The organism is Cupriavidus sp. CPT47-8839-RL05A (assembly GCF_058792255.1).
The window spans coordinates 1969-27372 of the sequence record NZ_JBYTEG010000036.1; the positions used below are offsets into that span (position 1 = coordinate 1969).

The window sequence follows — 25404 nt, forward strand, 5'->3', positions numbered from 1 at the left end:
GCGCACCTCTTGGGTGCGCCGCGCGGACGCTGATACATCCCGACCGGGAAGGCGGGAAACCAGTCCGGGGAGGCGGCCAGCGGCACGCCCGTCCCGGCAACGGGATGCGGGTGAAGCCCAGTCCGGCGCAGGCGCGGCGCCGCCAGCAGCCCGGCGGTTCACGTCAATCCATGCAAGGCACGCGCGGATGGGGAGCGCACGTGCATCGCGACAAGGCGACGCGTTCCGTCAGGCGGCCGGTGGAGGCACCGATGCCGCGCCAGGCAGGGCTCAGTCTGCCTGCTTGCGCAGGAAGGCCGGGATGTCGTACGTATCCACACCCTTTTCCTGCAGCGCCGCCACGTGGGCCGACGCCGACTCACGCGAGCTGCGCCACACTGCCGGCGTATCCAGGTTGCTGTAGTCCGGCGAGCTGTGCGTGGCCGCGGCGGCGGTCATGTTGGCCATCATCTGCACCGGCATGTTGTCCGTGCCGGTCTTGAGCAGGGTCATCGGCTGTTGCTTCTTGGCCGAGCGGCCCAGGCCCGTGGCCACCACCGTCACGCGCAGCGCATCGCTCATCGAGTCGTCGTACACCGTACCGAAGATCACGGTCGCATCTTCCGCGGCGTAGCTGCGGATGGTGTTCATGACTTCCTTGGTTTCCGACAGCTTCAGCGAACGGCTGGCGGTGATGTTGACCAGCACGCCGCGCGCGCCGGACAGGTCAACGCCTTCCAGCAGCGGGCTGGCAACGGCCTGCTCGGCCGCCAGGCGGGCGCGGTCCACGCCCGACACGGTGGCCGTCCCCATCATGGCCTTGCCCTGCTCGCCCATCACCGTCTTCACGTCTTCGAAGTCGACGTTCACCAGGCCGTCAACGTTGATGATCTCGGCAATGCCGGCCACCGCGTTGTGCAGCACGTCGTCGGCGCACTGGAAGCACTTGTCCATCTCGGCGTCGTCGCCCATCACTTCGAACAGCTTCTCGTTGAGCACCACGATCAGCGAGTCGACGCTCGATTCCAGCTCGCTGGAACCGTGTTCGGCCACCTTGGCGCGGCGCGCGCCTTCGAAGTCGAACGGCTTGCTGACCACGCCCACGGTCAGGATGCCCATCTCCTTGGCCACTTGCGCGACGATCGGCGCGGCGCCCGTGCCGGTGCCGCCGCCCATGCCGGCAGTGATGAAGACCATGTGCGCGCCGCGCAGCGCGTCGGCAATCTGCTCGCGGGCCTGATCGGCGCAACCGCGACCGACTTCCGGCTTGGCACCGGCGCCCAGGCCCGTATTGCCGAGTTGAAGCACGCGCGAAGCGGTGGAACGCTTGAGCGCCTGGGCGTCGGTATTCATGCAGATGAATTCGACGCCTTGGACGCCGCGGCTGATCATGTGCTGCACGGCATTGCCGCCCGCGCCGCCCACGCCGACCACCTTGATGATGGTGCCGTCCATCACTTCCGTTTCGATCATGTCAAAGTCCATCACTGCCTCCGAGAAGAATCAGTCCCCAGACGATGCAGCCTCCCCGCCGCAACCCCTGGTTTCTGAACAAGAAACCAATAAAAAGAAAACCAGAAAACTTCCATGGCACGCAGGCCTGTCCGGTAGACCGCCCTGCCCGTGCGCCGTTGCATCGTCAGCGCGTCAATTTCCGCATTGATCAGAAATTGCCGACAAACCATTCCTTCATGCGGGTCCACACCTGCTTGACCGAGCCGCTCTGCACGGCCACCTTGCGCCCGCGCATGCGTTGCACGCGGCCTTCCAGCAGCAGGCCCATCACAGTCGCGTAGCGCGGGCTCTTCACCACCTCGTGCAGGTTGCCGCGATACTCCGGTACGCCCACGCGCACAGGCTTGAGGAAGATGTCCTCGCCCAGCTCGACCATGCCCGGCATCATCGCGGTACCACCGGTGATGACCACGCCGGACGACAACAGTTCTTCATAGCCCGACTCGCGCACCACCTGGTGCACCAGCGAGTACAGCTCTTCGATGCGCGGCTCGATCACCGCGGCCAGTGCCTGGCGGCTGAGCGTGCGCGTGCCGCGGTCGCCCACGCCGGGCACCTCGATCATGTCGTCCGGGTCGGCGATCGCCTGCTTGGCGATGCCGTACTGGATCTTGATGTCCTCGGCATCGGGCGTCGGCGTGCGCAACGCCATGGCGATGTCGTTGGTGATCTGGTCGCCGGCGATGGGGATCACGGCCGTATGGCGGATCGCGCCTTCGCTGAAGATGGCGATGTCGGTGGTGCCGCCGCCAATGTCGACCAGCACCACGCCCAGTTCCTTCTCGTCCTCGGTCAGCACCGCCAGGCTGGAGGCCAGCGGCTGCAGGATCAGGTCGTGCACTTCCAGGCCGCAGCGGCGCACGCACTTGACGATGTTCTGCGCGGCGCTGACCGCGCCGGTGACGATATGCACCTTCACTTCCAGGCGGATGCCGCTCATGCCGATGGGCTCGCGCACGTCCTCCTGGCCGTCGATGATGAATTCCTGCGTCAGGATGTGCAGGATCTGCTGGTCGGTCGGGATATTGACCGCCTTGGCGGTCTCGATCACGCGCGCCACATCGGTCTGCGTGACCTCCTTGTCCTTGATCGCCACCATGCCGCTGGAGTTGAAGCTGCGGATGTGGCTGCCGGCAATGCCGGTGAAGACCTCCGAAATCTTGCAGTCGGCCATCAGCTCGGCCTCTTCCAGCGCCTTCTGGATCGACTGCACGGTGGCCTCGATATTGACCACGACCCCTTTCTTCAGACCCTTGGACTCTGACTGGCCCATCCCGATCACCTCGTAGCTGCCGTCGGGGCGCAGTTCTGCGACCACCGCCGCCACCTTCGAGGTGCCGATATCCAGACCGACCAACAGGTCCTTGTATTCCTTGCTCATCGGGTTTTCTCCGCGTTCTTGCTCTTCAGTCGCGTCGGATTGTTGTTGGAAGTACCTGAAACCGCTGCTGCCGCCGGCGCCGGCTTGGCCGCCTTCGCTGCTTTCGCCGCCTTCTCCGCCTTCTCCGCCCTGACCGCCGCTGCGATCTGCGCCTCGGTCAGGAAGCGGGCATTGGCGGCGCGGATTGCAAAGCCGTTGGGATAGCGCAAGTCGGCATACTCGATCTGGCTGCCCCATTGCTGGGTGACCTGCGGCCAGGCCGCGACGAAGCGCCGGACCCGCTGGTCCATCGCCACGCGATCCTCATCGTTCTGCTCGCGGCCCAGTTCGACCTCCATGCCGTTGGACAGCTTCGCGCGCCAGGCATAGCGGCCAGACAGGGCCACCGCCAGCGGCTCGGCCTTGAGCGGCTTGAACCACTGGCGCATGACCTCGAGCTTCTCGATCACATCGCCCTCGCTGTCCGGCGGCCCGTCCAGCGCCAGCAGCTGTGCGTCTTCTTCCGCCTCGGCGGTGTTGGCAACAAAAACCTCGCCATAGGTATTGATCAGGCGCCCGCTGTCGGGCGTACCCCAGGTGCCCAGCGCCTCGTGTTCCTCGACCTCGACCGCCAGGCCGTTGGGCCACTCGCGCCGCACGCTGGCGCGCCGCACCCAGGGCACCGACTCGAACGCCTGCCGGGCCGCGTTCAGGTCCAGCGTGAAGAAATTGCCGGTCAGCTTGCCCAGCGCGCTGGCACGCACGCTGGGCGCGTTCACGTGGCGCAGGGCGCCGCCGTCCAGCGGGCCGATCTCCACATGGGTGATGGCGAACACCGGCCGCTGCGCCAGCCACAGCAGGCCTGCCGCGAGCGCCATCAGCACCACCAGCGCGTACAGCGCGGAGGCGATCAGGTTGAGCAGGCGTGCGTTATGCCACATGGTCCGGTACGGTCCTGTTCGGTTGCGTTATTCGGGTTTCCAATGCTCGTTGGGATGCAGGTCCAGCGTGGCCGCGGCCACCACCTGCATCACGAAGTCCTCGTAGCTGATGCCAACCGCGCGCGCCGCCATCGGCACCAGCGAATGGCCGGTCATGCCGGGCGAGGTATTCATCTCGAGCAGGAAAGGCTTGCCGTCGGCGCGCAGCATCAGGTCGGCGCGCGCCCAGCCGCGGCAGCCCAGCACGCGGTAGGACTGCACCGCCAGTGCCCGGACCTCGCGTTCGACTTCTGGGTCCAGGCCCGACGGGCACAAGTATTGGGTATCGTCAGTAAAGTACTTATTTTGATAGTCGTAGTTGGCTTCGGGCGCGACGATGCGGATCACCGGCAGCGCTTCGGCGCTGTCGCCCTCGCCCACGATCGGGCAGGTCAGCTCGGCGCCGTCGATAAAGGTCTCGGCAATGACGTCGTTGTCCAGCGCCGCGGCCTTGTCGAAGGCCGCGCGCATCTGGTCGGCGGCAGTGACCTTGGTCAGGCCGATCGACGAACCCTCGCGCGCCGGCTTGACGATCAGCGGCAGGCCCAGGTCGGCCGCCACGGCATCAAAATCAGTGTCCGCATGCAGCATGGCAAAGCGCGGCGTGGCCAGGTCATAGGTCATCCACAAGCGCTTGGTGGCCTGCTTGTCCATGGCCATGGCTGATGCCAGCACGCCGCTGCCGGTGTACGGCACGCCCAGCTGCTCGAGCAGGCCCTGGATCGTGCCATCCTCGCCATAGCGGCCATGCAGCGCGATAAAGACGCGGTCAAAGCCGGCAGCGGCCAGCTCGGCCACGCTCTGCAGGCCCGGGTCGAAGCCGTGCGCGTCCACGCCGCGCGACTGCAGCGCGGCCAGCACGCCGTTGCCCGACATCAGCGAGATCTCGCGTTCGGCCGAGCGTCCGCCCAGCAGCACGCCGACCTTGCCCAGCGACTTGGGATCGATATTGGGATGGGCGACGAAGCTCATGCCTGGCCTCCCTGCGTTGATTGCGTCGATTGCTGGTGCGACACCAGCTGCCCCGGCACGGTCCCGATCGAGCCCGCGCCCATCGTCACGACCACATCGCCCGGCCGGACGGCATCCAGGATGGCCTGCGGCATTTCTTCCATCTGCTCCACGAAAACAGGTTCGACCTTGCCGGCCACGCGCAGCGCGCGGGTCAGCGCACGGCCGTCGGCGGCCACGATCGGGGCTTCGCCGGCGGCGTAGACCTCGGCCAGCAGCAGGGCATCGACGGTGCCCAGCACTTTGACGAAGTCCTCAAAGCAATCCCGCGTACGGGTAAAGCGGTGCGGCTGGAACGCCAGCACCAGGCGGCGCCCCGGGAACGCGCCGCGCGCGGCGGCCAGCGTGGCCGCCATCTCCACCGGGTGGTGGCCGTAGTCGTCCACCAGGGTGAAGGTGCCGGCGCCATCGGGCGTGGCCACCTCGCCGTAGCGCTGGAAGCGGCGGCCCACACCGTGGAACTCGCGCAGTGCCTTGACGATGGCGGCATCGGGCACCTCAAGCTCGGTGGCGATGGCGATCGCCGCCAGCGCGTTCTGCACGTTGTGCAGGCCGGGCAGGTTCAGCACGATCTCCAGCGGCGGCTCGGCATGGCCGTCGAGCTGGCGCAGCACGGTGAAGTGCATCTGGCCGTCGACCGCGCGCGCGTCCACGGCGCGGATCTGGGCATCCTCGGCAAAGCCGTAGCGCACCACCGGCTTGGACACGAACGGCAGGATCTCGCGCACGTTGGGGTCATCCACGCACAGCACCGCGATGCCGTAGAACGGCAGCCGCTGGGTGAATTCGATGAACGCCTGCTTGAGCCGGGCAAAGTCATGCCCGTAGGTGTCCATGTGATCGGCATCGATATTGGTAATGACCTCGATCACCGGGAACAGGTTCAGGAACGATGCGTCCGACTCGTCGGCCTCGGCCACGATGAAGTCGCCCGTGCCCAGGCGCGCGTTGGCGCCGGCCGAATTCAGGCGGCCGCCGATGACGAAGGTCGGGTCCAGCCCGCCTTCGGCCAGCACCGAGGCCACCAGGCTGGTGGTGGTGGTCTTGCCGTGCGTGCCGGCAATGGCCACGCCCTGCTTCAGGCGCATCAGTTCGGCCAGCATCACCGCGCGCGGCACCACCGGGATGCGCTTGCTGCGGGCGGCCAGCACTTCGGGGTTGTCGCCGCTGACGGCGGTCGACACCACCACCGCGTTGGCGCCGGTCACGTTGGCCGCGTCATGCCCGTGCATGACCGTGGCGCCCAGCGAAGCCAGGCGCCGCGTGGCGGCATTGTTGCCCACGTCCGAGCCCGAGACCTTGTATCCCAGGTTCAGCAGAACCTCGGCGATGCCGCTCATGCCGGCGCCGCCGATGCCCACGAAGTGGATGTTCTTGACGATATGCTTCATTCGATTGCTGCTTATATAGGCTTCAGTCCCTGGCCAGCTGACTGCAGATCTCGGCGACGCGCCGGGTTGCCTCAGGTTTGGCCAGTCCGCGCGCCAGGCGCGCCATGTCTTTCAGCTGCGGCCGGGTCAGGCTGGCGATGGTTTGCGCCAGCCCCTCGGCCGTCAGGTCTTTCTGCTGCACCAGCAGGGCCGCTCCCTGCTTCGACAAAAATTCCGCGTTGGTGGTCTGGTGGTCGTCCACCGCATGCGGGAACGGCACGAACATCGCCGCCACGCCTGCGGCAGCCACTTCCGACACCGTCATCGCGCCGGCGCGGCAGATCACCAGGTCCGCATCGGCGTAAGCGCGCGCCATGTCGTCGATAAACGGCAGGGTCTGCGCGGGCACCTGCGCGGCCGCGTAGTTGGTGCGCAGCGTGTCGATCTGCTTCGCGCCCGCCTGATGCGTGACCACCGGGCGCTCGCCCTCGGGCAGCCGCGCGATGGCCTTGGGCACCACCTCGTTCAGTGCCGCGGCGCCCAGGCTGCCGCCCACCACCAGGATGCGCAGCGGGCCGCTGCGCTGGTCATAGCGCGCTTCGGGCGCATCCAGGTGCGCCAGTTCCTCGCGCACCGGGTTGCCGGTCCATTCGCCGCCGGGCAGCGTGTCCGGGAACGCGCACAGCACGCGGTCGGCCACCTTGGCCAGCACCTTGTTGGCCAGTCCGGCGATCGAGTTCTGCTCGTGCAGCACCAGCGGGCGCCCCAGCAGCGACGCCATCATGCCGGCCGGGAAGGTGATATAGCCGCCCATGCCCAGCACCACGCTCGGGCGCACCCGGCGCAGCGCGGCTATGCTCTGCCAGAACGCGCGCAGCAGGTTCAGCGGCAGCAGGAACTTGGTCACCAGGCCCTTGCCGCGCAGCCCGCCGAACTGGATGAACTCCATCGGGATGTCGTGCTTGGGCACCAGCGTGGCCTCCATGCCGGTGCGGTTGCCCAGCCAGACCACTTTCCAGCCCTGCTCACGCAGCGCCTGCGCGACCGCCAGCCCCGGGAACACATGTCCCCCGGTGCCGCCGGCCATCACGAGCAAGGTGCGCGGTCCGGTCATACCTTCCCTCCGCGCATCAATACTCGATTTTCATAATCAATGCGCAGCAGGATCGCCAGCGCCACGCAGTTCATCAAGATCCCCGAGCCGCCATAGCTCACCAGCGGCAGCGTCAGCCCCTTGGTCGGCAGCAGGCCCAGGTTCACGCCCATATTGATAAAGGTCTGCCAGCCGATCCACACGCCGATGCCTTTGGCCACCAGGCCGGCAAAGGTGCGGTCCAGCTGCAGCGCGGTGCGGCCGATATTGAAGGCGCGCCGCACCAGCCAGTAGAACAGCACGATCACCACCAGCACGCCGACAAAGCCAAATTCCTCGCCGATCACCGCGAGGATGAAGTCGGTATGGGCCTCGGGCAGGTAGTGCAGCTTCTCGATGCTGCCGCCCAGCCCCACCCCGGTCCATTCGCCGCGGCCGAAGGCGATCAGCGAGTGCGTGAGCTGGTAGGCCTTGCCCAGTGCGTTGCTCTCTTCCCACGGGTTCAGGTAGGCGAAGATCCGCTCGCGCCGCCAGGGCGAAGCCGTGATCAGCAGCGCGAACGCGCCTATTGCCACGCCCACCAGCCCGGCGAACAGCTTGCCGTTGATGCCGCCCAGGAACAGGATGCCCATCGCCACCGCGGCGATCACCAGGAACGCGCCCATGTCGGGCTCGAGCAGCAGCAGCATGCCCACCACCACCACCGCCACGCCCATCGGCAAAAAGCCCTTGGACACGGTCTGCATCCACTCCTGCTTGCGCACGGTGTAGTTGGCCGCGTACAGCACCACCGCCAGCTTCATCAGCTCGGACGGCTGGAAGTTCATCACCCCCAGCGGAATCCAGCGCCGCGCGCCGTTCACGCCCTTGCCGACGAACGGCACCAGCACGATCACCAGCAGGATCAGCGCGAAGATAAAGAGCTTGGGCGCATAGCGGTCCCACACCTTGACCGGGACCTGGAACGACGCCAGCCCGACCGACAGCCCGATCCCAAGCGCGAACGCATGGCGCATCAGGAAGTGGCTCTCGCGGTAGTTGGCGTAGCGCGGCGAGTCCGGCAGCGCGATCGAGGCCGAATAGACCATCACCAGGCCGAGCGCGAGCAGCACGATCGACACCCACAGCATGGGCTGGTCGTACTCCATCATGCGCGAGCGGGTCGGCTTGACGCCCGACACGGCGTCGCGCAGGCCACCCCAGGCATTGCCGATGGTGGCGCCGATAAAGCCGCTGCGCTTGACCTGTGCTTCGCTCATGGCAGGATCCCCCGGGACAGCGCCAGTTCTTCCACCGCGCCGCGGAACACCTCGGCGCGATGCACGTAGTTGCGGAACATGTCGAGGCTGGCGCACGCCGGCGACAGCAGCACCACATCGCCGTTCTCGGCCAGTCGGGCAGCCTTGGTCACGGCCTCTTCCAGCGTGCCGGCGTCGACCAGGCTGGCACCGCTGCCCTGCAATGCATCGCGCAGTTCACCCGCGGCACGGCCGATCAGCACCACCGCGCGCGCGTACTGCGCCACCGGCGCGGCCAGCGGCGAGAAATCCTGGCCCTTGCCTTCGCCGCCGGCGATCAGCACCACGCGCTTGTCCAGCCCAGACAGCGCAGCCACGGTGGCGCCCACGTTGGTGCCCTTGCTGTCGTCGAAATACTCGACATCGTCGATGGTCGCGACCCACTCCACGCGGTGCGGCTCGCCGCGGTATTCGCGCAGGCCGTGCAGCAGTGCGTTCATCGGCAGGTCGATGGCGCGGCACAGCGCCAGCGCGGCCATCGCATTGGTGGCGTTGTGCATGCCGCGGATATGCAGCGCGTCGGCCGGCATCAGGCGCTTGTGGCGCACCGGCACGGCTTCCTGGACCACCTCGGCGGCCTTGCGGCGGCGCGGCTTGCCCTCCCCTTCCGCTTCCGGATCCGGTTCGGCCAGCACCAGCCAGGGCATGCCGCCCTCGCGCAGGATGCCGAAGCTGCCCGGCGTTTCCGGCAGGTCGGTGCCGAAGGTCAGCGGCGTGCTCCCGGGCCGCGCCATGTCCATGGTCAGGCGGTCGTTGCGGTTGAGCACCTGCACGCATTCGCTGCCGGCCGGCCCGAAGATGCGCGCCTTGGACGCGGCATAGGCTTCCATCGAGCCATGCCAGTCCAGGTGGTCCTGGGTGACGTTGAGCACAGTCGCCGCGGCGGGCGCCAGCGTGTGCGTGGTTTCCAGCTGGAAGCTGGACAGCTCAAGCACCCACACCTCCGGCAGCGATGCCGAGGCGATGCAGGCCGACAGCTTGTCCAGCGCCGACGGGCTGATATTGCCCGCCACTGCCACGCTCTTGCCGGCGCGCTCCACCAGCCGGCCGGTCAGCGCGGTGGTGGTGGTCTTGCCGTTGGTGCCGGTGATCGCCAGGATCTTCGGCACGTAGCCGGACTCGGCTTCCAGGTGGCGCAGCGCGCGCACGAACAGCTCGATCTCGCCCCACACCGGGATGCCGCGCGCCTGCGCCGCGGCCAGCAGCGCGCCAGTGGCGGCTTCCAGCGGCGACAGGCCCGGGCTGATCGCCACCAGGCCGATGCCGTCGAGCAGGCTGTCGGCGAACGGGCCGCCGACGAATTCGGCCGAAGTCAGCTCGGCCTGCAGGAAGACAAGGTTGGCGGGCGCCTCGCGCGTGTCTGCCACGCGCACCGCGCAGCCGTTCAGGCCACACCAGCGCGCCATGGCCAGGCCCGACTCACCAAGGCCCAGTACCAGCACATGAGGTTTTTGCAGCTCGCCAAACACTTCGATTTCCTGCCTTTGTTTTCCTGTATCTATATAGAAAGCGCCGTCAGTCCCTGACCCGCGCAACCATTAACGCAACTTCAGCGTCGACAACCCGATCAGCACCAGCAGCATGGTGATGATCCAGAAGCGCACCGTGACCTGGGTTTCCTTCCAGCCGCCCAGCTCGAAATGGTGGTGCAGCGGCGCCATCCGGAATAGCCGCCTGCCTTCGCCATAGCGGCGCTTGGTGATCTTGAACCACGTCACCTGCGCCATCACCGACAGTGTTTCCACCACGAAGATACCGCCCATTACGAACAGCACGATCTCCTGGCGCACGATCACCGCCACCGTGCCGAGCGCGCCGCCCAGCGCCAGCGCGCCCACGTCGCCCATGAAAACCTGCGCCGGGTGCGCGTTGAACCAGAGGAAGGCCAGCCCCGCGCCGGCCAATGCCGAGCAGAAGATCAGCAGTTCGCCCGCGCCCGGGATATGCGGGAACAGCAGGTACTTGCTGTAGACCGAGTTGCCCATCACGTACGCAAACACGCCCAGCCCGCCGCCAACCAGCACCACCGGCATGATCACCAGGCCGTCCAGGCCGTCGGTCAGGTTGACGGCGTTGCTCGAGCCCACGATCACCAGGTAGGTCAGCACGATGAAGCCGGCCACGCCCAGCGGGTAGCTGATCTCCTTGAAGAAGGGCACGATCAGGTTGGACTTGTACGGCATGTCCAGCGACAGCCCGCCCTCGACCCAGTTCAGGAACAGCTCCCACACCCGCACGTTGCTGCTTTCCGATACCGAAAACGCCAGGTAGACCGCGGCCACAAGGCCGATCAGCGTCTGCCAGAAAAATTTCTCGCGGCTCGACATGCCGCGCGGGTCGCGATACACCACCTTGCGGTAGTCGTCGACCCAGCCGATCGCGCCGTAGCCGAAGGTGACCAGCATCACCACCCAGATAAAACGGTTGCCCCAGTCGCACCACAGCAGCGTCGACACCGCGATCGAGACCAGCACCAGCACGCCGCCCATGGTCGGCGTGCCGGCCTTGACCAGGTGGGTCTGCGGGCCGATGGTGCGCACCGCCTGGCCGACCTTCAGCTCGGTCAGCTTGCGGATCACCCACGGACCGAACGCCAGCCCGATCAGAAGCGCGGTGAGGTTGGCCATCACCGCGCGGAAAGTCAGATAGTTGACGACCCGGAGGAAGCTGTAGTCGTTTTGCAGCCACTGGGCCAGAGCCAATAACATCGTGTTGTCTTATTTAATGTGCGGAAGTGTCTGCGACCAGCGCCGCGACCATCCGTTCCATGCGCATGAAGCGCGATCCCTTCACCAGCACGGCGCCCACTTGCGCCACCATGCCCCTGCTGTCTTCCTCCAGCGCCTTTGCCAGGGCTTCCGCGGTGCCGAAATGCCGGCCACCCGCGCCGAATGCCTGCACCGCATGCACGGCCAGTTCACCGGTCGCCCACAGCGTGCCAATGCCGCGCGCCTTGGCGTAGGCACCGATCTCTTGGTGGAATGCGGGGCCCTGGTCGCCCACTTCGCCCATGTCGCCCAGCACCAGCACACGCGGCGCGGCAAAGCCGGCCAGCACGTCGATGGCGGCGCGCATGGAGTCGGGGTTGGCGTTGTATGTGTCGTCGATGACTACCGTCCCACCCGGCGTGTACTTGACCTGCAGCCGGCCCTTGACCGCCTGGAACCCGGCCAGGCCCCGCTGGATCGCCGGCACGTGCACCCCCGCGGCCAGCGCGCAGGCGATGGCCGCCAGCGCGTTGCGCACGTTGTGCTCACCCAGCAGCGCCAGGCGCACGTCGAAGGCATGGCCAGGCGCGCGTACCTGCATCACCTGTGCGCCGTCGACCAGCGTCACGGTGGCGTGCACATCGGCGCGCTGCGAGGTGCCGAACGACAGCGCGCGGCGCGCGCCCGCGGCATTGCGCCACACCGGCGCGTAGGCGCCGCCGCTCTCCGCGTCGAGCGGGTACACCGCCACGCCGTTGGCAGGCAGCGCCGCAATCGCGGCAGCGTGCTCGTGGGCGACGGCTTCCACACTGACCATGAACTCCTGGTGCTCGCGCTGCGCGTTGGTGATCACCGCCACGGTGGGCTGGGCGATGCCGGCCAGGTAGACCGTCTCGCCCGGATGGTTCATGCCGAGCTCCAGCACCGCCAGCTTGTGCGTGGCGCGCAGGCGCAGCGCCGTCAGCGGCAGGCCGATATCGTTGTTCAGATTGCCGCCGGTGGCCAGGCGCTGCTCCTCGCCTACCGCCGCGGCGAAGATGGCCGCGATCATTTCCTTGACCGTGGTCTTGCCGTTGCTGCCGGTCACCGCCACCGCCGGCAGCGTGAACTGGCGGCGCCAGCCGGCGCCAAGCTCGCCCAGCGCAAGGCGCGTGTCCGGCGCGACGATGGCCGGCACGCCGGCATCGACCTCGCGGCTGACCAGCACGGCGACAGCGCCGCGCGCCACCACGTCGGCGATGAAATCATGCGCGTCGAAGCGCTCGCCCTTGAGGGCGATGAACAGGTCGCCGGGCTCGACGCTGCGGCTGTCGCTATGCACGCGCGAAAACTCCACGGCGCCGTCGCCGCAAACGCGCGCGCCGGCGATCCAGCCGGCGGCTTGCTGCAAGGTGGTCATTGGGGTCTGGCTCATGCCGATACTCCACGGGTGGCAAGCGCCAGTCGTACATGTTCGCGATCGGAGAACGGGCGCTTGCGCCCCTGGATCTCCTGGGTGGCCTCATGGCCCTTGCCCGCCACCAGCACCACGTCGGCCGGTGCCGCGTGCCTGACGGCATAGAGGATGGCGGCGGCGCGGTCTTCGATCTGGCGCGCGCGCGCGCGCTCGGCCATGCCGTCGGCAATGGCGTCCAGGATGTCCTGTGGGTCTTCGCTGCGCGGGTTGTCGCTGGTCAGGATGACCTCGTCGGCCTCGCGCTCGGCCACCGCGCCCATCAGCGGGCGCTTGATCGGGTCGCGGTCGCCACCGCAGCCGAACACGCACCACAGGCGGCCGTTGCGCGCCTGCGCCACCGGGCGCAGCGCGGCCAGCGTCTGTGCCAGCGCGTCCGGGGTATGGGCGTAGTCGACCACGGCCAGCGGCGCATCCGGGCCGCCGGCGGCACCGAACAACTCCATGCGCCCTTCGACCGGCGTCAGCGCGCGCAGCGCGGCGATGGCCGCGTCCCACGCCACGCCGTTGGCGAGCGCCGCACCCAGCACCGCCAGCAGGTTGCTGACGTTGAAGGCGCCGATCATCGGCGTGGCCATCTCGGCGCTGCCGAAGCTGCCGTCGATATGGAAGGCGGTGCCGGTGGGCGTGGCGCGCACCTTGGTGGCGCGCAGCCACTCGCCGCGCGGGCGGCGCACCGTGGCCGCGCCGGGGCCGTCGATGCCGTATTCGATCACGTGCGGCGCGCCGATGGCGGCGGCGTCCGCCGCCAGCAGGCGCTGGCCCATGGCGTCGTCGCGGTTGACCACCGCTGTGCGCAGGCCGTCCCAGCGGAACAGGCTCACCTTGGCGGCCTCGTACTCGGCCATCGAGCCGTGGTAGTCGAGGTGGTCCTGGGTCAGGTTGGTCAGCACCGCCACCGAGAAATGCGTGCCGGCCACGCGCTCCTGCTCCAGGCCGTGCGAGGACACCTCCATCGCCACTGCGCGCGCGCCGGCGTCGTGCAGGGACGCCAGGCTGGCCTGCAGCTGCACCGCGTCGGGCGTGGTGAAGCCGGTAGCCTGCAGCGCGCCCGGGAAGCCGGAGCCCAGCGTGCCAATGGTCGCGCAGGGCGTGCCGGCGGCCTGCAGCACCCGTGCCAGCCACTGGCTGCACGAGGTCTTGCCGTTGGTGCCGGTGATGCCGGTCACGGCCAGGCCGCGCACCGGGTTGCCATGCCAGCCGGCGGCGATCGGGCCAGCCAGCTGGTGCAGGCGGCTCACCGCGAGATGCGGCACGACGTCGCCGAAGGGCCAGTCGAAGCCGTCGGCCTCATAGACGATGGCCCCCGCGCCGGCGGCGATCGCCTGGGCGATATAGGGCCGGCCATCGGTGGCCAGGCGCGCGTTGCCGAGCACGTAGGCGAAGAACACATCGCCACGCGCCAGGCGCCGGGTATCTCCGGTCAACTGCGCGGCGGCGGCCACGTTGGTACGCAGCCAGGCCAGCGCGTTGCTGGCCTGGGCGGTGACCTCGAGCGGGAGCAGTGGCTTGGCCGTCATTGGGTCGAGCTCCACGGTTCGCTCTCCTGCACCTTGTCGCTGACCACCAGCTGGCGGATCGGCGAGTCGGGCTGCACATTCAGTGCGCGCAGCGTGCCGCCGGTGATGGCCGCGAACGCCGGGCCGGCCACCAGGCCGCCGTAGTGGCTGCCCGCGGTGGGTTCGTCCACGCTGACGGCCACGATGATGCGCGGATTCGACATCGGCGCCAGGCCGATGAACGAGGCGCGGTACTTGCTGCGGTTGTAGCCGCGGCCTTCATGCTTGTAGGCGGTACCGGTCTTGCCGCCGACGCGGTAGCCCATCACCTGCGCCTCGGGGGCGGTGCCGCCGGGCGCGGTCACGGTCTCCATCATGGCGCGCACGTCGCGCGCCACCTGGGGCGACAGGATGCGCTCGCCGGTGGCGGGGCCGCTGGTGCGGAACATCGACACCGGGATCAGCTCGCCGTCATGCGCGAAGATGGTGTAGGCATGCGCCATCTGGAACAGCGACACCGACAGGCCGTAGCCGTATGACATGGTGGCCTGCTCGATCGGGCGCCAGCTCTTGAACGGGCGCACGCGGCCGGCCACGGCGCCGGGGAAGCCGATCTTGGGCGCCTGGCCGAGGCCGATGCTGGTGTACATGTCCCACATCTCCTGCGGCTTCATCATCATCGCGATCTTGGTCGTGCCGATGTTGCTCGACTTCTGGATCACGCCGCTCACCGTCAGCGCCCCGTAGTTGTGGGTATCGCTGATGGTGGCGCCTTCGAAGTTGTACTTGCCGGTGGTGGTGATCACCGTGGACGGCGTCACGCGCTTGAGCTGCAGCGCCAGGCCGACCGTGATCGGCTTCATCATCGAGCCGGGCTCGAAGGTGTCGGTCAGCACACGGTTGCGCAGCTGCTCGCCGGACAGCCGGGTACGGTCGTTGGGGTTGTAGGTGGGCCAGTTGGCCAGCGCCAGCACTTCGCCGGTCTGGGCGTCGAGCACCACCGCGCTGGCGGCCTTGGCCTTGTGCTTTTCGACCACGGCCTTGAGCTCGTTGTAGGCCAGGTACTGGATCTTGGCGTCGATCGACAGCTGGATGTCCTCGCCGTCGCGCGGGGTCTTCAGCACGCCGACGTCCTCGACCACGCGGCCCAGGCGGTCCTTGATCACCTGGCGCGCGCCGGCCCGGCCGGCCAGGCCTGGCTCGCGCGCCAGCTCCACGCCTTCCTGGCCGCGGTCTTCCACGTTGGTGAAGCCGACGATGTGGGCCATCGCCTCGCCTTCCGGGTAGAAGCGCTTGTATTCGCGGGTCTGGTGGATGCCCTCGATCTTCAGCGCGGCGATCTTGTCGGCGACGTCAGGCAGCACCTGGCGCTTCAGGTAGACGAAGCCCTTGTCCTCGGACAGCTTCTTGCCCAGGTCTTTCTCGGACATGCCGAGCAACTTCGCCAGCTGGCGGATCTTGGCGGCCTCGACCTGGTTGGGCACGTCCTCGGGCACCGCCCAGACGGCCTTGACCGGCAGGCTGGTGGCCAGCACCAGGCCGTTGCGGTCCAGGATCTTGCCGCGCGTGGCCGGCAGCTCCAGCGTGCGCTGGAAGCGCTTCTTGCCCTCGGCCTCGTAGAACTGGTTGCCGGGGCCCTGGATCCAGGCCGCGCGCAGGGCCAGCGCGCCGAAGGCGGCGAACATCAGGAACACCACCAGCTTGGAGCGCCACATCGGCAGGCGCAGGCCCAGCACCGGGCTGGCCGAGAACTGGCCGCTGCGTGGGCGCGAGGCGGTGCCGTTGCGGTCACGGCGGGGCGGGTTGGGACGGGCCATGCTCATCGGCGCGCCTCCGCGGCACTGGCCGACGCCGCCTCGGCAGGCGGCGGCAGCACGATGCCGGACAGGTACTGGGTCTTGCCGGGGTTGACCGGCGCCATCTTCAGCTGCGCGCGCGCCGCGTCGGCGATGCGCGCGCTCTTGCCCAGCGCGCTCTGCTGGTACTGCAGGCGCGACCAGTCGATATCGAGCTGCTTCTCTTCAGCCTGGGCCCGCTCCAGCGCGACGAACAGCGTGCGCGCCTGGTGCTGCGCGCTCACCAGCGACAGCGCGCACAGGATCAGCGCGGCGAGCAGGAAGAAGGTCAGGCGGTTCATGCGCGTGCGCCTCGGCCCGCAGGGGTCGCGGCAGGGGCCAGCTTCTCGGCCACGCGCATCACGGCCGAGCGCGCGCGCGGGTTGGCGGCCACCTCTTCAGTGCCCGGCTTGTAGCGGCCGAGCAGGCGCAGCGTCGGTTGCGGCAGGTCGGCCGCGCGCAGCGGCGCGCGGCGCAGCGCCGGGTCGGCATCCTGCTGGGGACGGGCGTGCGCCGCCATGAACCGCTTGACGATGCGGTCCTCCAGCGAGTGGAAGCTGATCACCACCAGGCGCCCTCCGACCTGCAGCAGTTCATACGCCGCCTTCAGCCCTCTTTCGAGGTCCTCAAGCTCTTGATTGACGTGAATCCGTAGAGCCTGAAAGGTGCGGGTCGCAGGGTCCTGACCCTTCTCGCGTGTTTTGACGGCTTTCGCCACGAGCGCGGCAAGGTCGGCAGTAGTGGCGATGGGTCCGCCATCGCCGGGTTCGCTCCGGCGAGCAACAATCGCCTTTGCAATCTGTACAGCAAACCGTTCTTCCCCATAGTCTCGTATCACCCTGGCAATGTCCTGCTCATCCGCCTGCGCCAGCCACTGCGCGGCAGTGATGCCGCGCGTGGTGTCCATGCGCATGTCCAGCGGGCCCTCGAAACGAAAGGAAAACCCCCTCGCCGCCTCGTCGATCTGGGGCGAGCTGATCCCCAGGTCGAGCAGCACGCCGGCGACGTGGCCGCGCCCCGACAGGCGCTCGGCCATGGCCGCAAAGCTCGCGTGCTCAATGGAGAAGCGGGCATCCTTGATGGTGCCCGCTTCTGCGATTGCTGCTGGGTCCTTGTCGAACGCAACCAGGGCCCCGTCTGGCCCCAGCCGGGCCAGCACCGCCCGGCTGTGCCCTCCCCTGCCGAAGGTGCCGTCGACGTAGACCCCGTCGGGCCGCCAGACCAAGGCGTCGACGGCCTCGTCCAGCAGCACGGTGCGATGGCGCAGGGCGGGGGTTGCCGGCGTTCCGGTTGGACTCATGACCTCGTCAGAAAGAGAAATTCTTCAATGCTTCGGGCATGCCCTGCGCCATCGCCTGCTGTTCCTTGGCGGCGTAGGTCGCGGCATCCCACACTTCGAAATGGCTGCCCATGCCGAGCAGCATGACTTCTTTGTCGAGCATGGCGGCACTGCGCAGCTCCGGGGCGATCAGCACCCGGCCCGCGCCGTCCATTTCCACGTCGGCGGCGTTGCCCAGGAAGATGCGCTTCCACCAGTGCGCATCCATCGGCAGCGCTGCAATGCGCGTGCGGAAGGTTTCCCACTCGGGCCGGGGAAACAGCAACAGGCAGCCATCCGGGTGCTTGGTCAGCGTCACCCGGCCCTCGGCCTGCTGTTGCAGCGCCTCGCGGTGCCGGGACGGAATGGACATCCGCCCCTTGGCATCCAGCGAGAGTGCCGATGCTCCCTGAAACAAGCTTGCTCCCGGTCCATGCCGGCCGGTAGTCGGCCAGCATGCGCGTGAATCCCTTCTGTTCCGACTATGGCGACATCATCCCACGGCCGGGGCCCAATTTCACACAAAAATACACTTCCTCACACTATTTCCCACTTTAGAGGAAGCGATATGGCGGGTCAAGGCTGGTTGCAGGGCAGCAAACGAGTTTTTTTGAATCAGAACAATGACTTAGCGCGCACACCTCACGCACCGAAAAAGTGAATCCTTAATGAAATGAAGATCTTAGGGAGGAAAGCCGAGAAACCACCTGAGAACCACTTGCGGAGGAACTGCCGGCGGCACGGGAAAGACCTGCCCCGTTGCGCGAAGGAAGGATACAACAATTGCCCGCCAGCCCCGCCGGAACCAGGGCCGGCGGGGGGCAGGCAGGGCCGGCTCAGATCCGGTAGGCGGCGGTGGTCATCACGCGCGAGGCGCCGCGCATCAGCGCCCGCACCGGGGCGGGCAACGGGATCCCGCCGGCATCGCGCGCGGCATCGCCGTGGCGGATCTCATCGTCGCGCATCTGCTCGAGGATGGCGCGCGAGCGGCCGTCGGCCTCGGGCAGGCGGTCCAGGTGCCCGCCCAGGTGGTGCTCGACCTGGCGCTCGGTCTCGGCGACAAAGCCCAGGCTGACGCGGTCGCCGGCGCGGCCGGCCATCCAGCCGATGGCGAAGGCGCCGGCGTACCACAACGGGTTGAGCAGGCTCGGGCGCGAGCCCAGCTCGCGCAGGCGCTCGGCGCACCAGGCCAGGTGGTCTTCCTCTTCGCGCGCCGCGGCATCCATCTGCGCGCGCACCGCGCCGTCGTGCGCGGTGAGCTTCTGGGCCTGGTACAGGGCCTGCGCGCAGACCTCGCCGACATGGTTGATGCGCATCAGCCCGGCCACGTGGCGGCGTTCATCGGCGCTCATCTGTTCGGTGTCCGGCGCCAACCGGTCGGCCGGGTTGGCGCGCGCGGTGCGCGTAGCGCCGGCAATGGCGCGCAATGCCACGTCGAATTCTTTGATCAGGGTGTCCATGTCGCAGAGGCAGTTGGTCTTCGTTCCCGGCAGTCCCAGCGATCGTGGGGTGCACAGCTGCGGCTGCGGTTCGCGCAGGGGGCCATCGGGATTACCCGCATTGTAGCTTGCCTCTAATCGGCGCCAACCCGCATCCCGCCTTGCATTGATGCGCCCGGCTACTCAGAAACCCTGAGTTGTTAAAAGAAGACAAGGGGGATTGGCCTGAGTAGTGAATTAAGGGTTGTTTGTTACAGTACTTCGCAACTTCCAAGGAAGTTTGACGCACGGGGGATGGAGACCAACAGGAGGTTCTCCCGGGCCGTCACCAATAATTCTTACAGTGGAGATCAACGAGCATGAAGAAATCGCTTCTGGCGCTGGCAGCGCTTGGCGCATTTGCTGGGGCGGCGCAGGCCCAATCGAGCGTCACGCTCTACGGTGTGGTGGATGCCAACATCGAGTACGTGAGCAATATGTCGAGCGTCACGCCGTCGGCGGCCAACGGATTTGCGACCGGCCCGTCGGAGAACCTCTTCCGCATGTCGTCCGGCGGCCTGTCCGGTTCGCGTTGGGGTCTGCGCGGCGTTGAGGACCTGGGCAGCGGCCTGAAGGCACTGTTCGTGATGGAAAGCGGTTTCGGCCTGGATGACGGGCGCTCGCAGCAAGGCGGCCGCCTGTTCGGTCGTCAGGCTTATGTCGGCCTGGAAAGCGCCCAGGTGGGCCGCGTGACCTTCGGTCGCCAGTACACCTCGCTGTTCGACATGATGGCCAACTTCTCGCCGACCGGCTATGCCACCCAGTACGAGCCGGTGGTCGCTCAACTGGGCCTGAACTTCCGCTCGGACAACACTGCCAAGTACACCGGCAAGTTCGGCCCGGTGACCGCGGTCGCGCACTGGTCGTTCGGCAACGGCGTTGCAGGCGGTGGCGAAGTCGCCGGCCAGTTCCGCCGCGACACCGGCTACGGTGCCGGCGTGTCGTGGGCAGCCGGCCCGTTCGGCATCAGCGGCGCCTATGACCAGTACAACCCGACCCTGAACGCCGCCGGCGGCACCGGCGAATTCAAGAAGGCCGCAGTCGCTGCCAGCTATGCCTTCGGTCCGGCCAAGCTGATGGCTGGCTATCGCTGGGGCATGAGCAAGCATGTGAACGACAATACGATCCTGAAGGACAACTACTACTGGGTCGGCGCCAACTACCAGGTCACGCCGGCACTGGGCCTGACGCTCGCGTACTACTACGACGACGTCAAGAACTTCAACCCGGCCGCTGCCACCGTCAACACCACCAACAACATCAAGAACCCCTGGCAGATCTCGTTCGTGGCCGACTACAACCTGTCCAAGCGCACCGACGTGTACCTGACCACGGCTTTCTCGAAGAACGCCGGCCTGAACTTCGACACCTCGGCAATCAGCTTCGCCAATGGTTACTTCCTGGGTACCGGCGAAGACAAGATGATTGGCGCCGCCATCGGCATCCGCCACAAGTTCTGATCGCCAGTCGCAAGACTGAGATTGAAAGGCACCTTCGGGTGCCTTTTTCCATTGGCGCGGCGCTGCGGCCCCATAGGGCATTACCTCATCGGCGCCACTGCGGGTGCCGACTAGAATGCACTGACCATAGCCGCCCCCAGGACACCGGGAGCGGGCCACACCAGGAGACCACCCATGCAACCCACTCGCCGGCGCGTCGTCGTGCTGCTGCTGTCCGCCAGCCTTGCCGCGTTCGCCAGCCAGCCGGCGCTGGCCGCCGACCCGTACCCGGCCAAGCCGATCCGGCTGGTGGTGCCCTTTGCCGCCGGCGGCACCACCGACATCCTGGCCCGCGCCGTGGCCGCAGAGCTGGCCAGGCTGCCGGGCTGGAACGTGGTGGTCGACAACAAACCCGGTGCCGGCGGCAATATCGGCGCGGACATCGTCGCCAAGGCCGCGCCGGACGGCTACACGCTGCTGATGGGCACCGTGGGCACCCATGGCATCAACCAGTCGCTGTACGGCAAGCTGCCGTTCGATCCGATCAAGGACTTCGCCCCGGTCACCGAGGTGGCGGCCGTGCCCAACGTGCTGGTGCTGAACCCGGCGTTTGCACAGCAGAACAAGATCGACAGCGTCAAAGACCTGATCACTTACGCGCGCGCCAACCCCGGCAAGATCAACATGGCCTCCAGCGGCAACGGCACCTCGATCCACCTGGCCGGGGAGCTGTTCAAGACGCAGACCAGGACCTATATGGTCCACTTCCCGTACAAGGGCAGCGGGCCGGCGCTGACGGACCTGGCCGGGGGCACCATGCAGGTGATGTTCGACAACCTGCCGTCGTCGATGGCGCTGATCAAGAGCGGCAAGCTCAAGGCGCTGGCGGTGACCAGCGCCAGGCCGTCGCCGGCGTTGCCGGGCGTGCCGACCATCGCCCAGGCCGCGGGCCTGCCGCAGTATGAAGCCAGCTCCTGGTTCGGCATGCTGGCGCCGGCCGGCACGCCGCCTGACGTCATCCACCGCATCCAGCAGGAAGTGGCCAAGGCGCTGAACGCCCCGGCCGTGCGCGAACGCCTGCAGGCGCAGGGCGCCGAGCCTGTCGGCAATACGCCGGAGCAGTTCGCCACATTCATCCGCGCCGAGACCGCCAAGTGGGCCAAGGTGGTCAAGGATTCCGGCGCCAAAGTGGATTGACGCCGATTTGATCGCCGGCAGGGCGGCGGCGCGTATCGCGCATATACTTGAGGCATCAAATGTTGGCTGCCCGCCTCGTGGGCGGCCCCTGGCGGCTGCGGCCGCACACCTGCGCACCGATGCACTGAAGATGCCAAACCCCTCCCCTGCCGCCGGCGCCGAAAGCGGGCCGGTCGACCTTGAAACCCGTGCCGACCAGACCGAGCACGAAGCCCTGCGGCTGTGGTTGCGGCTGTTGACCTGCACCACCCTGATCGAGAGCGATATCCGTTCGCGGCTGCGCCAGGATTTTGCCTGCACGCTGCCGCGCTTCGACCTGATGGCACAGCTCGACCGCCATCCGGAAGGCCTGAAGATGGGCGAGCTGTCGCGCCGCATGATGGTGACCGGCGGCAACGTCACCGGCATCACCGACCAGCTGCAGCAGGAAGGCCTGGTCTCGCGCGAGGCCCTGCCCGCTGACCGCCGGGCCTACCTGATCCGCCTGACCCCGGCCGGGCGCGCCGCGTTCTCGCGCATGGCGCGCGCGCATGAGGACTGGATCGGGCAACTGTTCTCCGGCCTGGCCGAGACCGACCGGCGCGCCCTGTTCCGACTGCTTGGCCGGCTCAAGACCGGCCTGATCTCGCCATGAAACCGCTTGCCCTCCTTACCCTGTGCGGCCTGCTGCCGGTGCTGGCTGCCTGCAGCAGCACGCCGCAGCCGCCGCAGGTCACGCCGGTGAACGCCACCATCAAGCTTGGCCGTGTCACCGAGAGGACGTTCCTGACTCGCCTGGACGTGGCCCAGGTGCCCCCGTACTACGGCGGCGGCACCAGCGTCGGCGTGGGCGCCGCGGGTGGCGGCGGGGGTGGCGGGGTGGGCGTGGGCTTTGCCTTCGACCTGAGCCGGCTGTTCAACAAGCCCGCGCCGGTGCAGCAGGTGGACCTGTTCCAGTACAAGGTGCGAACCATGGATGGCGCGATCGTGTCGGCCAACGCGCCGGCGGTGCCAGGGCTGGAGCCTGGCGCGTGCGTGCGGGTGATCTACCCCGACGGCAGCCAGGAACCCCGCCTGGCGCCATCGAACGAGTGCTGAACCGCCGCGGCGCAGCCTGAAAGCACAACGGCCTCCACTCGGGAGGCCGTTGTCGTTGGCAGCGGCGGCCGCTCAGGCGGCCTTGCGGCTGTCGCGCAGTTCGCGGCGCAGGATCTTGCCGACGTTGGTCTTGGGCAGCTCGGTGCGGAACTCGACGTACTTGGGCCGCTTGTAGCCGGTCAGGCGCTCCTTGCAGAACTCGATCACATCGGCCTCGGTCAGCCCCGGATCCTTCTTCACCACGAACAGCTTGACCACCTCGCCCGAGTGCGTGTCAGGCACGCCCACGGCCGCCACCTCCAGCACGCCCGGGCACTCGGCCACCACGCCTTCGACTTCGTTCGGATACACGTTGAAGCCCGACACCAGGATCATGTCCTTCTTGCGGTCGACGATCTTGGTGTAGCCGCGCTCGTCCATCACGCCGATGTCGCCGGTCTTGAAGAAGCCGTCCGGGGTCATGACCTTGGCGGTCTCGTCCGGGCGGTTCCAGTAGCCGGCCATCACCTGCGGGCCGCGGATGCAGATCTCGCCCGGCTGGCCGAGCGGCACGTCCTTGCCGTCATCGTCGCGGATCACCACTTCGGTCGACGGCAGCGGCATGCCGATGGTGCCGGAGAACACATTGGTGTCGGTCGGGTTGCAGGTGGCCGAGGGCGAGGTCTCGGACAGGCCATAGCCTTCGATGATCGGGCAGCCGGTCTTGGCCAGCCACTGCTTGGCCACCGCCTCCTGCACCGCCATGCCGCCGCCGTTGGCCACGCGCAGGCCGGAGAAATCGACCTTGCTGATTTCCGGATTGTTGATCAGTGCGTTGTACAGCGTGTTGACGGCCGGGAACATGTTGAACTTGTACTTCTGCAGTTCCTTGATGAAGCCCGGGATGTCGCGCGGATTCGGGATCAGCACGCTGGTGCCGCCGCTGCGCATGCCCAGCAGGCAGCAGACCGTCAGCGCAAAGATGTGGTACAGCGGCAGCGCGGTGATGGTGATGGGCTGGTCGATATGTGCGCCCTTGTTCAGCGCCGGCTGCATCCACGCCTCGGACTGCAGCACGTTGGCCACCACGTTACGGTGCAGCAGCACCGCCCCCTTGGAGATGCCGGTAGTGCCGCCCGTGTACTGCAGGAAGGCGATGTCATCCGGGCCGGTGGTGGCCGGCTGCAGCGTCAGCTTGCGGCCTTCGGCCAGCACGCTGTTGAAGCGCACGCAGGTGGGCAGCTCCCACGCCGGCACCATCTTCTTGACGTTGCGCACCACGAAATTGACGATCGCTCCCTTCAGCCCGCCCAGCATGTCGCCCATGCTGGCCACCACCACGTGCTTGACCGGGGTCTTGGCCAGCACCTGCTGCAGCGTGGAGGCAAAGTTCTCCAGGATCACGATGGCCTCGGCGCCGCTGTCCTTGAGCTGGTGCTCGAGCTCGCGCGGGGTGTAGAGCGGGTTGACGTTGACCACCACGAAGCCCGCGCGCAGCACCGCCGCCAGCACCACCGGGTACTGCAGCACGTTCGGCATCATGATCGCCACCCGTGCGCCGGGACGCAGCCCGCGCGACTGCAGCCAGGCGGCAAAGTGCGTCGAGAGCTGGTCCAGTTCGCCGTAGGTGATGGCCTTGTCCATGCAGATGAAGGCCTTGCGGTCGGCATAGGTGCGGAAAGACGCCTCGAGCAGCGCGGCAAGCGAGCGGAACTGGCTGGCATCGATCTCGGCGGGGACGCCGGCCGGGTAGTGTTTCAGCCAAATTCTTTCCATAGCACCGTCTCCTGATTTCTGAATGGTCGTTCGATTTTGCCGAGATGCTAAACGTGCGCCCCGGTTAAAACAACAACTTAGACGAAGTCCTCAGGGCCACCGGACAGGCCTTGGTGCCCCTGACGGGCATTATGCGCCACCGATCGGGCGCAAGTAGGGGGATAACCCCTAGTGAGGCAAATCCGCACTCAGCCGCCGCTGGGCAGCGCCAGTTTCATCATGCTGGCGGCAAGCTCCTGCGCCAGCGTCTCCGGGTCCATGCGGCCGGGTTCATGCCAGGTGTAGAGGAACCCCACCACGCTGCCGATCGCATGGGCCGTCACGCGTGCGTCGCCGAAGGCGAACACGCCATCGCGCTTGCCCTCTTCCAGCAGCGCATAGAGATCGCGATAGAAGTCCCGCGCCATGCTGTCGAGCCACGCCACGGTGTCAGGGCGCAGGTACTGGTTGTCGCGAAAGCTCAGCGTGGCCGGCACATGGCAGGCGACGCAGCGCCGCGCCATCTCGAGCAGGCACGCCTGCAGGCGCTCGCGCACCGGCAGCGCCGGGTCCGCGGTCTCGCGGATCACGGGCAGGCAGGTCTGGGCCGACTCGCGGCACAGGATGTCGAAGATCTCGTACTTGTCAGTAAAGTAGTAGTAGACCGCCGGCTTGGTCACGCCCAGCGCGCGGCACAGGTCGTTCATGGTCATGCCGGGATAGCCCTTGCTGTAGAAGAGCTGCGCGGCGGTATCGAGGATCTGGCGGCGGCGGGCCTCCTGGCGCTCGGCAATATGCGGGCGGGCCGGCTGCGGCTCTGGCAGGGTGCTCAACGGCGGGTTCAGCGGTGCGGATCTGGGTGCAATCGACATGATGCAATTCTCGCATGGCGGGCTCGCTACGCCAGTCCTGTCGAGCCCTTGCCTGGCGCCGCGGTCTGCGGCGCCAAAGGGAAAAGGGAAAACGGCCCGATTGACGCGAATACCCGATCACCCCAGAATCTTACCCAACGGTAAATAAATGTACCAACGAGTACATACCCGCACTGCGCCCTGCACAA

At 67.4% G+C, this 25404-nt stretch carries 22 protein-coding genes; 4 read left to right on the plus strand and 18 right to left on the minus strand.

Going from position 1 to position 25404, the window contains the following annotated elements; genetic code table 11:
* Positions 1-270 precede the first annotated feature (270 nt).
* The 16 genes from ftsZ to coq7 form a co-directional block, all read right to left on the minus strand.
* Entirely contained in the window at positions 271-1464 is a 1194-nt protein-coding gene (ftsZ, locus tag AC3WVS_RS30165; RefSeq protein ID WP_316151592.1) for a cell division protein FtsZ, read from the minus strand.
* Positions 1465-1642: 178 nt separating this feature from the next.
* Positions 1643-2875 carry a cell division protein FtsA gene (gene ftsA, locus AC3WVS_RS30170; RefSeq protein ID WP_010814765.1) on the minus strand — a complete coding sequence of 411 codons (1233 nt, stop codon included), beginning with the start codon at positions 2873-2875 and terminating at the stop codon, positions 1643-1645.
* A complete protein-coding gene (locus AC3WVS_RS30175; protein WP_492321575.1) occupies positions 2872-3795 on the minus strand; it encodes a cell division protein FtsQ/DivIB in 924 nt (307 codons plus the stop codon). Before AC3WVS_RS30175 ends, ftsA begins: the two co-directional genes overlap by 4 nt.
* Positions 3796-3822: 27 nt before the next feature.
* The gene (locus AC3WVS_RS30180) at positions 3823-4806 is read right to left on the minus strand and encodes a D-alanine--D-alanine ligase (RefSeq protein WP_492321576.1); all 984 of its coding nucleotides are present in this window, start codon (positions 4804-4806) and stop codon (positions 3823-3825) included.
* The gene (gene murC, locus AC3WVS_RS30185; RefSeq protein ID WP_492321577.1) at positions 4803-6236 is read right to left on the minus strand and encodes a UDP-N-acetylmuramate--L-alanine ligase; all 1434 of its coding nucleotides are present in this window, start codon (positions 6234-6236) and stop codon (positions 4803-4805) included. The genes AC3WVS_RS30180 and murC overlap by 4 nt, the downstream gene beginning before the upstream one ends.
* Before the next feature lie 22 nt (positions 6237-6258).
* A complete protein-coding gene (gene murG, locus AC3WVS_RS30190) occupies positions 6259-7329 on the minus strand; it encodes an undecaprenyldiphospho-muramoylpentapeptide beta-N-acetylglucosaminyltransferase (RefSeq protein ID WP_492321578.1) in 1071 nt (356 codons plus the stop codon).
* Positions 7326-8567 carry a putative lipid II flippase FtsW gene (ftsW, locus tag AC3WVS_RS30195; protein ID WP_010814770.1) on the minus strand — a complete coding sequence of 414 codons (1242 nt, stop codon included), beginning with the start codon at positions 8565-8567 and terminating at the stop codon, positions 7326-7328. The genes murG and ftsW overlap by 4 nt, the downstream gene beginning before the upstream one ends.
* Entirely contained in the window at positions 8564-10075 is a 1512-nt protein-coding gene (gene murD, locus AC3WVS_RS30200; protein WP_492321579.1) for a UDP-N-acetylmuramoyl-L-alanine--D-glutamate ligase, read from the minus strand. Before murD ends, ftsW begins: the two co-directional genes overlap by 4 nt.
* Before the next feature lie 69 nt (positions 10076-10144).
* Entirely contained in the window at positions 10145-11314 is a 1170-nt protein-coding gene (mraY, locus tag AC3WVS_RS30205; RefSeq protein ID WP_010814772.1) for a phospho-N-acetylmuramoyl-pentapeptide-transferase, read from the minus strand.
* A gap of 13 nt (positions 11315-11327) precedes the next feature.
* A complete protein-coding gene (locus AC3WVS_RS30210; protein ID WP_492321580.1) occupies positions 11328-12728 on the minus strand; it encodes a UDP-N-acetylmuramoyl-tripeptide--D-alanyl-D-alanine ligase in 1401 nt (466 codons plus the stop codon).
* Complete coding sequence (locus AC3WVS_RS30215; protein ID WP_492321599.1) at positions 12725-14287, minus strand: UDP-N-acetylmuramoyl-L-alanyl-D-glutamate--2,6-diaminopimelate ligase; 1563 nt, start codon at positions 14285-14287, stop codon at positions 12725-12727. The genes AC3WVS_RS30210 and AC3WVS_RS30215 overlap by 4 nt, the downstream gene beginning before the upstream one ends.
* On the minus strand, positions 14284-16089 hold the full coding sequence (locus AC3WVS_RS30220; protein ID WP_010814775.1) for a peptidoglycan D,D-transpeptidase FtsI family protein: 1806 nt from the start codon (positions 16087-16089) through the stop codon (positions 14284-14286). The genes AC3WVS_RS30215 and AC3WVS_RS30220 overlap by 4 nt, the downstream gene beginning before the upstream one ends.
* On the minus strand, positions 16086-16403 hold the full coding sequence (ftsL, locus tag AC3WVS_RS30225) for a cell division protein FtsL (RefSeq protein WP_011616092.1): 318 nt from the start codon (positions 16401-16403) through the stop codon (positions 16086-16088). The genes AC3WVS_RS30220 and ftsL overlap by 4 nt, the downstream gene beginning before the upstream one ends.
* Positions 16400-17401, minus strand: coding sequence for a 16S rRNA (cytosine(1402)-N(4))-methyltransferase RsmH (gene rsmH / locus AC3WVS_RS30230; RefSeq protein WP_492321581.1), 1002 nt, complete (start codon positions 17399-17401; stop codon positions 16400-16402). Before rsmH ends, ftsL begins: the two co-directional genes overlap by 4 nt.
* Positions 17402-17408: 7 nt before the next feature.
* The gene (gene mraZ, locus AC3WVS_RS30235) at positions 17409-17837 is read right to left on the minus strand and encodes a division/cell wall cluster transcriptional repressor MraZ (protein WP_010814778.1); all 429 of its coding nucleotides are present in this window, start codon (positions 17835-17837) and stop codon (positions 17409-17411) included.
* A 418-nt stretch (positions 17838-18255) separates the two neighbouring features.
* A complete protein-coding gene (gene coq7 / locus AC3WVS_RS30240) occupies positions 18256-18879 on the minus strand; it encodes a 2-polyprenyl-3-methyl-6-methoxy-1,4-benzoquinone monooxygenase (protein ID WP_492321582.1) in 624 nt (207 codons plus the stop codon).
* Between the two features lie 338 nt (positions 18880-19217).
* Here coq7 and AC3WVS_RS30245 point away from each other — a divergent pair, with 338 nt between their 5' ends.
* The 4 genes from AC3WVS_RS30245 to AC3WVS_RS30260 all read left to right on the plus strand — a co-directional run bounded on the left by AC3WVS_RS30245 (position 19218) and on the right by AC3WVS_RS30260 (position 22610).
* Positions 19218-20357, plus strand: a complete 1140-nt coding sequence (locus AC3WVS_RS30245; RefSeq protein WP_492321583.1) for a porin — start codon at positions 19218-19220, stop codon at positions 20355-20357.
* Positions 20358-20531: 174 nt separating this feature from the next.
* Positions 20532-21533 carry a Bug family tripartite tricarboxylate transporter substrate binding protein gene (locus AC3WVS_RS30250; protein ID WP_492321584.1) on the plus strand — a complete coding sequence of 334 codons (1002 nt, stop codon included), beginning with the start codon at positions 20532-20534 and terminating at the stop codon, positions 21531-21533.
* 130 nt (positions 21534-21663) lie between these two features.
* Positions 21664-22167, plus strand: a complete 504-nt coding sequence (locus tag AC3WVS_RS30255; RefSeq protein WP_492321585.1) for a MarR family winged helix-turn-helix transcriptional regulator — start codon at positions 21664-21666, stop codon at positions 22165-22167.
* On the plus strand, positions 22164-22610 hold the full coding sequence (locus tag AC3WVS_RS30260) for a hypothetical protein (RefSeq protein ID WP_492321586.1): 447 nt from the start codon (positions 22164-22166) through the stop codon (positions 22608-22610). Before AC3WVS_RS30255 ends, AC3WVS_RS30260 begins: the two co-directional genes overlap by 4 nt.
* Before the next feature lie 72 nt (positions 22611-22682).
* Here the strand turns inward: AC3WVS_RS30260 and AC3WVS_RS30265 are convergent, their stop codons facing one another.
* Together AC3WVS_RS30265 and AC3WVS_RS30270 are read right to left on the minus strand one after the other, a co-directional pair.
* Positions 22683-24365 (minus strand): long-chain fatty acid--CoA ligase, encoded by a 1683-nt coding sequence (locus tag AC3WVS_RS30265; protein ID WP_492321587.1) that lies wholly within the window; start codon positions 24363-24365, stop codon positions 22683-22685.
* A 188-nt stretch (positions 24366-24553) separates the two neighbouring features.
* Positions 24554-25216: a TetR/AcrR family transcriptional regulator gene (locus AC3WVS_RS30270; protein ID WP_492321588.1), complete on the minus strand. Its 663-nt coding sequence runs from the start codon at positions 25214-25216 to the stop codon at positions 24554-24556.
* Positions 25217-25404 lie beyond the last annotated feature (188 nt).

Bases quoted from the DNA above. Each gene is read 5' to 3' on its own strand.
- ftsZ (WP_316151592.1), bottom strand. From the start codon at position 1,464: ATGGACTTTGACATGATCGAAACGGAAGTGATGGACGGCACCATCATC.
- ftsA (WP_010814765.1), bottom strand. From the start codon at position 2,875: ATGAGCAAGGAATACAAGGACCTGTTGGTCGGTCTGGATATCGGCACC.
- AC3WVS_RS30175 (WP_492321575.1), bottom strand. From the start codon at position 3,795: ATGTGGCATAACGCACGCCTGCTCAACCTGATCGCCTCCGCGCTGTAC.
- AC3WVS_RS30180 (WP_492321576.1), bottom strand. From the start codon at position 4,806: ATGAGCTTCGTCGCCCATCCCAATATCGATCCCAAGTCGCTGGGCAAG.
- murC (WP_492321577.1), bottom strand. From the start codon at position 6,236: ATGAAGCATATCGTCAAGAACATCCACTTCGTGGGCATCGGCGGCGCC.
- murG (WP_492321578.1), bottom strand. From the start codon at position 7,329: ATGACCGGACCGCGCACCTTGCTCGTGATGGCCGGCGGCACCGGGGGA.
- ftsW (WP_010814770.1), bottom strand. From the start codon at position 8,567: ATGAGCGAAGCACAGGTCAAGCGCAGCGGCTTTATCGGCGCCACCATC.
- mraY (WP_010814772.1), bottom strand. From the start codon at position 11,314: ATGTTATTGGCTCTGGCCCAGTGGCTGCAAAACGACTACAGCTTCCTC.
- AC3WVS_RS30210 (WP_492321580.1), bottom strand. From the start codon at position 12,728: ATGAGCCAGACCCCAATGACCACCTTGCAGCAAGCCGCCGGCTGGATC.
- AC3WVS_RS30215 (WP_492321599.1), bottom strand. From the start codon at position 14,287: ATGACGGCCAAGCCACTGCTCCCGCTCGAGGTCACCGCCCAGGCCAGC.
- AC3WVS_RS30220 (WP_010814775.1), bottom strand. From the start codon at position 16,089: ATGAGCATGGCCCGTCCCAACCCGCCCCGCCGTGACCGCAACGGCACC.
- ftsL (WP_011616092.1), bottom strand. From the start codon at position 16,403: ATGAACCGCCTGACCTTCTTCCTGCTCGCCGCGCTGATCCTGTGCGCG.
- rsmH (WP_492321581.1), bottom strand. From the start codon at position 17,401: ATGAGTCCAACCGGAACGCCGGCAACCCCCGCCCTGCGCCATCGCACC.
- coq7 (WP_492321582.1), bottom strand. From the start codon at position 18,879: ATGGACACCCTGATCAAAGAATTCGACGTGGCATTGCGCGCCATTGCC.
- AC3WVS_RS30245 (WP_492321583.1), top strand. From the start codon at position 19,218: ATGAAGAAATCGCTTCTGGCGCTGGCAGCGCTTGGCGCATTTGCTGGG.
- AC3WVS_RS30250 (WP_492321584.1), top strand. From the start codon at position 20,532: ATGCAACCCACTCGCCGGCGCGTCGTCGTGCTGCTGCTGTCCGCCAGC.
- AC3WVS_RS30255 (WP_492321585.1), top strand. From the start codon at position 21,664: ATGCCAAACCCCTCCCCTGCCGCCGGCGCCGAAAGCGGGCCGGTCGAC.
- AC3WVS_RS30260 (WP_492321586.1), top strand. From the start codon at position 22,164: ATGAAACCGCTTGCCCTCCTTACCCTGTGCGGCCTGCTGCCGGTGCTG.
- AC3WVS_RS30265 (WP_492321587.1), bottom strand. From the start codon at position 24,365: ATGGAAAGAATTTGGCTGAAACACTACCCGGCCGGCGTCCCCGCCGAG.
- AC3WVS_RS30270 (WP_492321588.1), bottom strand. From the start codon at position 25,216: ATGTCGATTGCACCCAGATCCGCACCGCTGAACCCGCCGTTGAGCACC.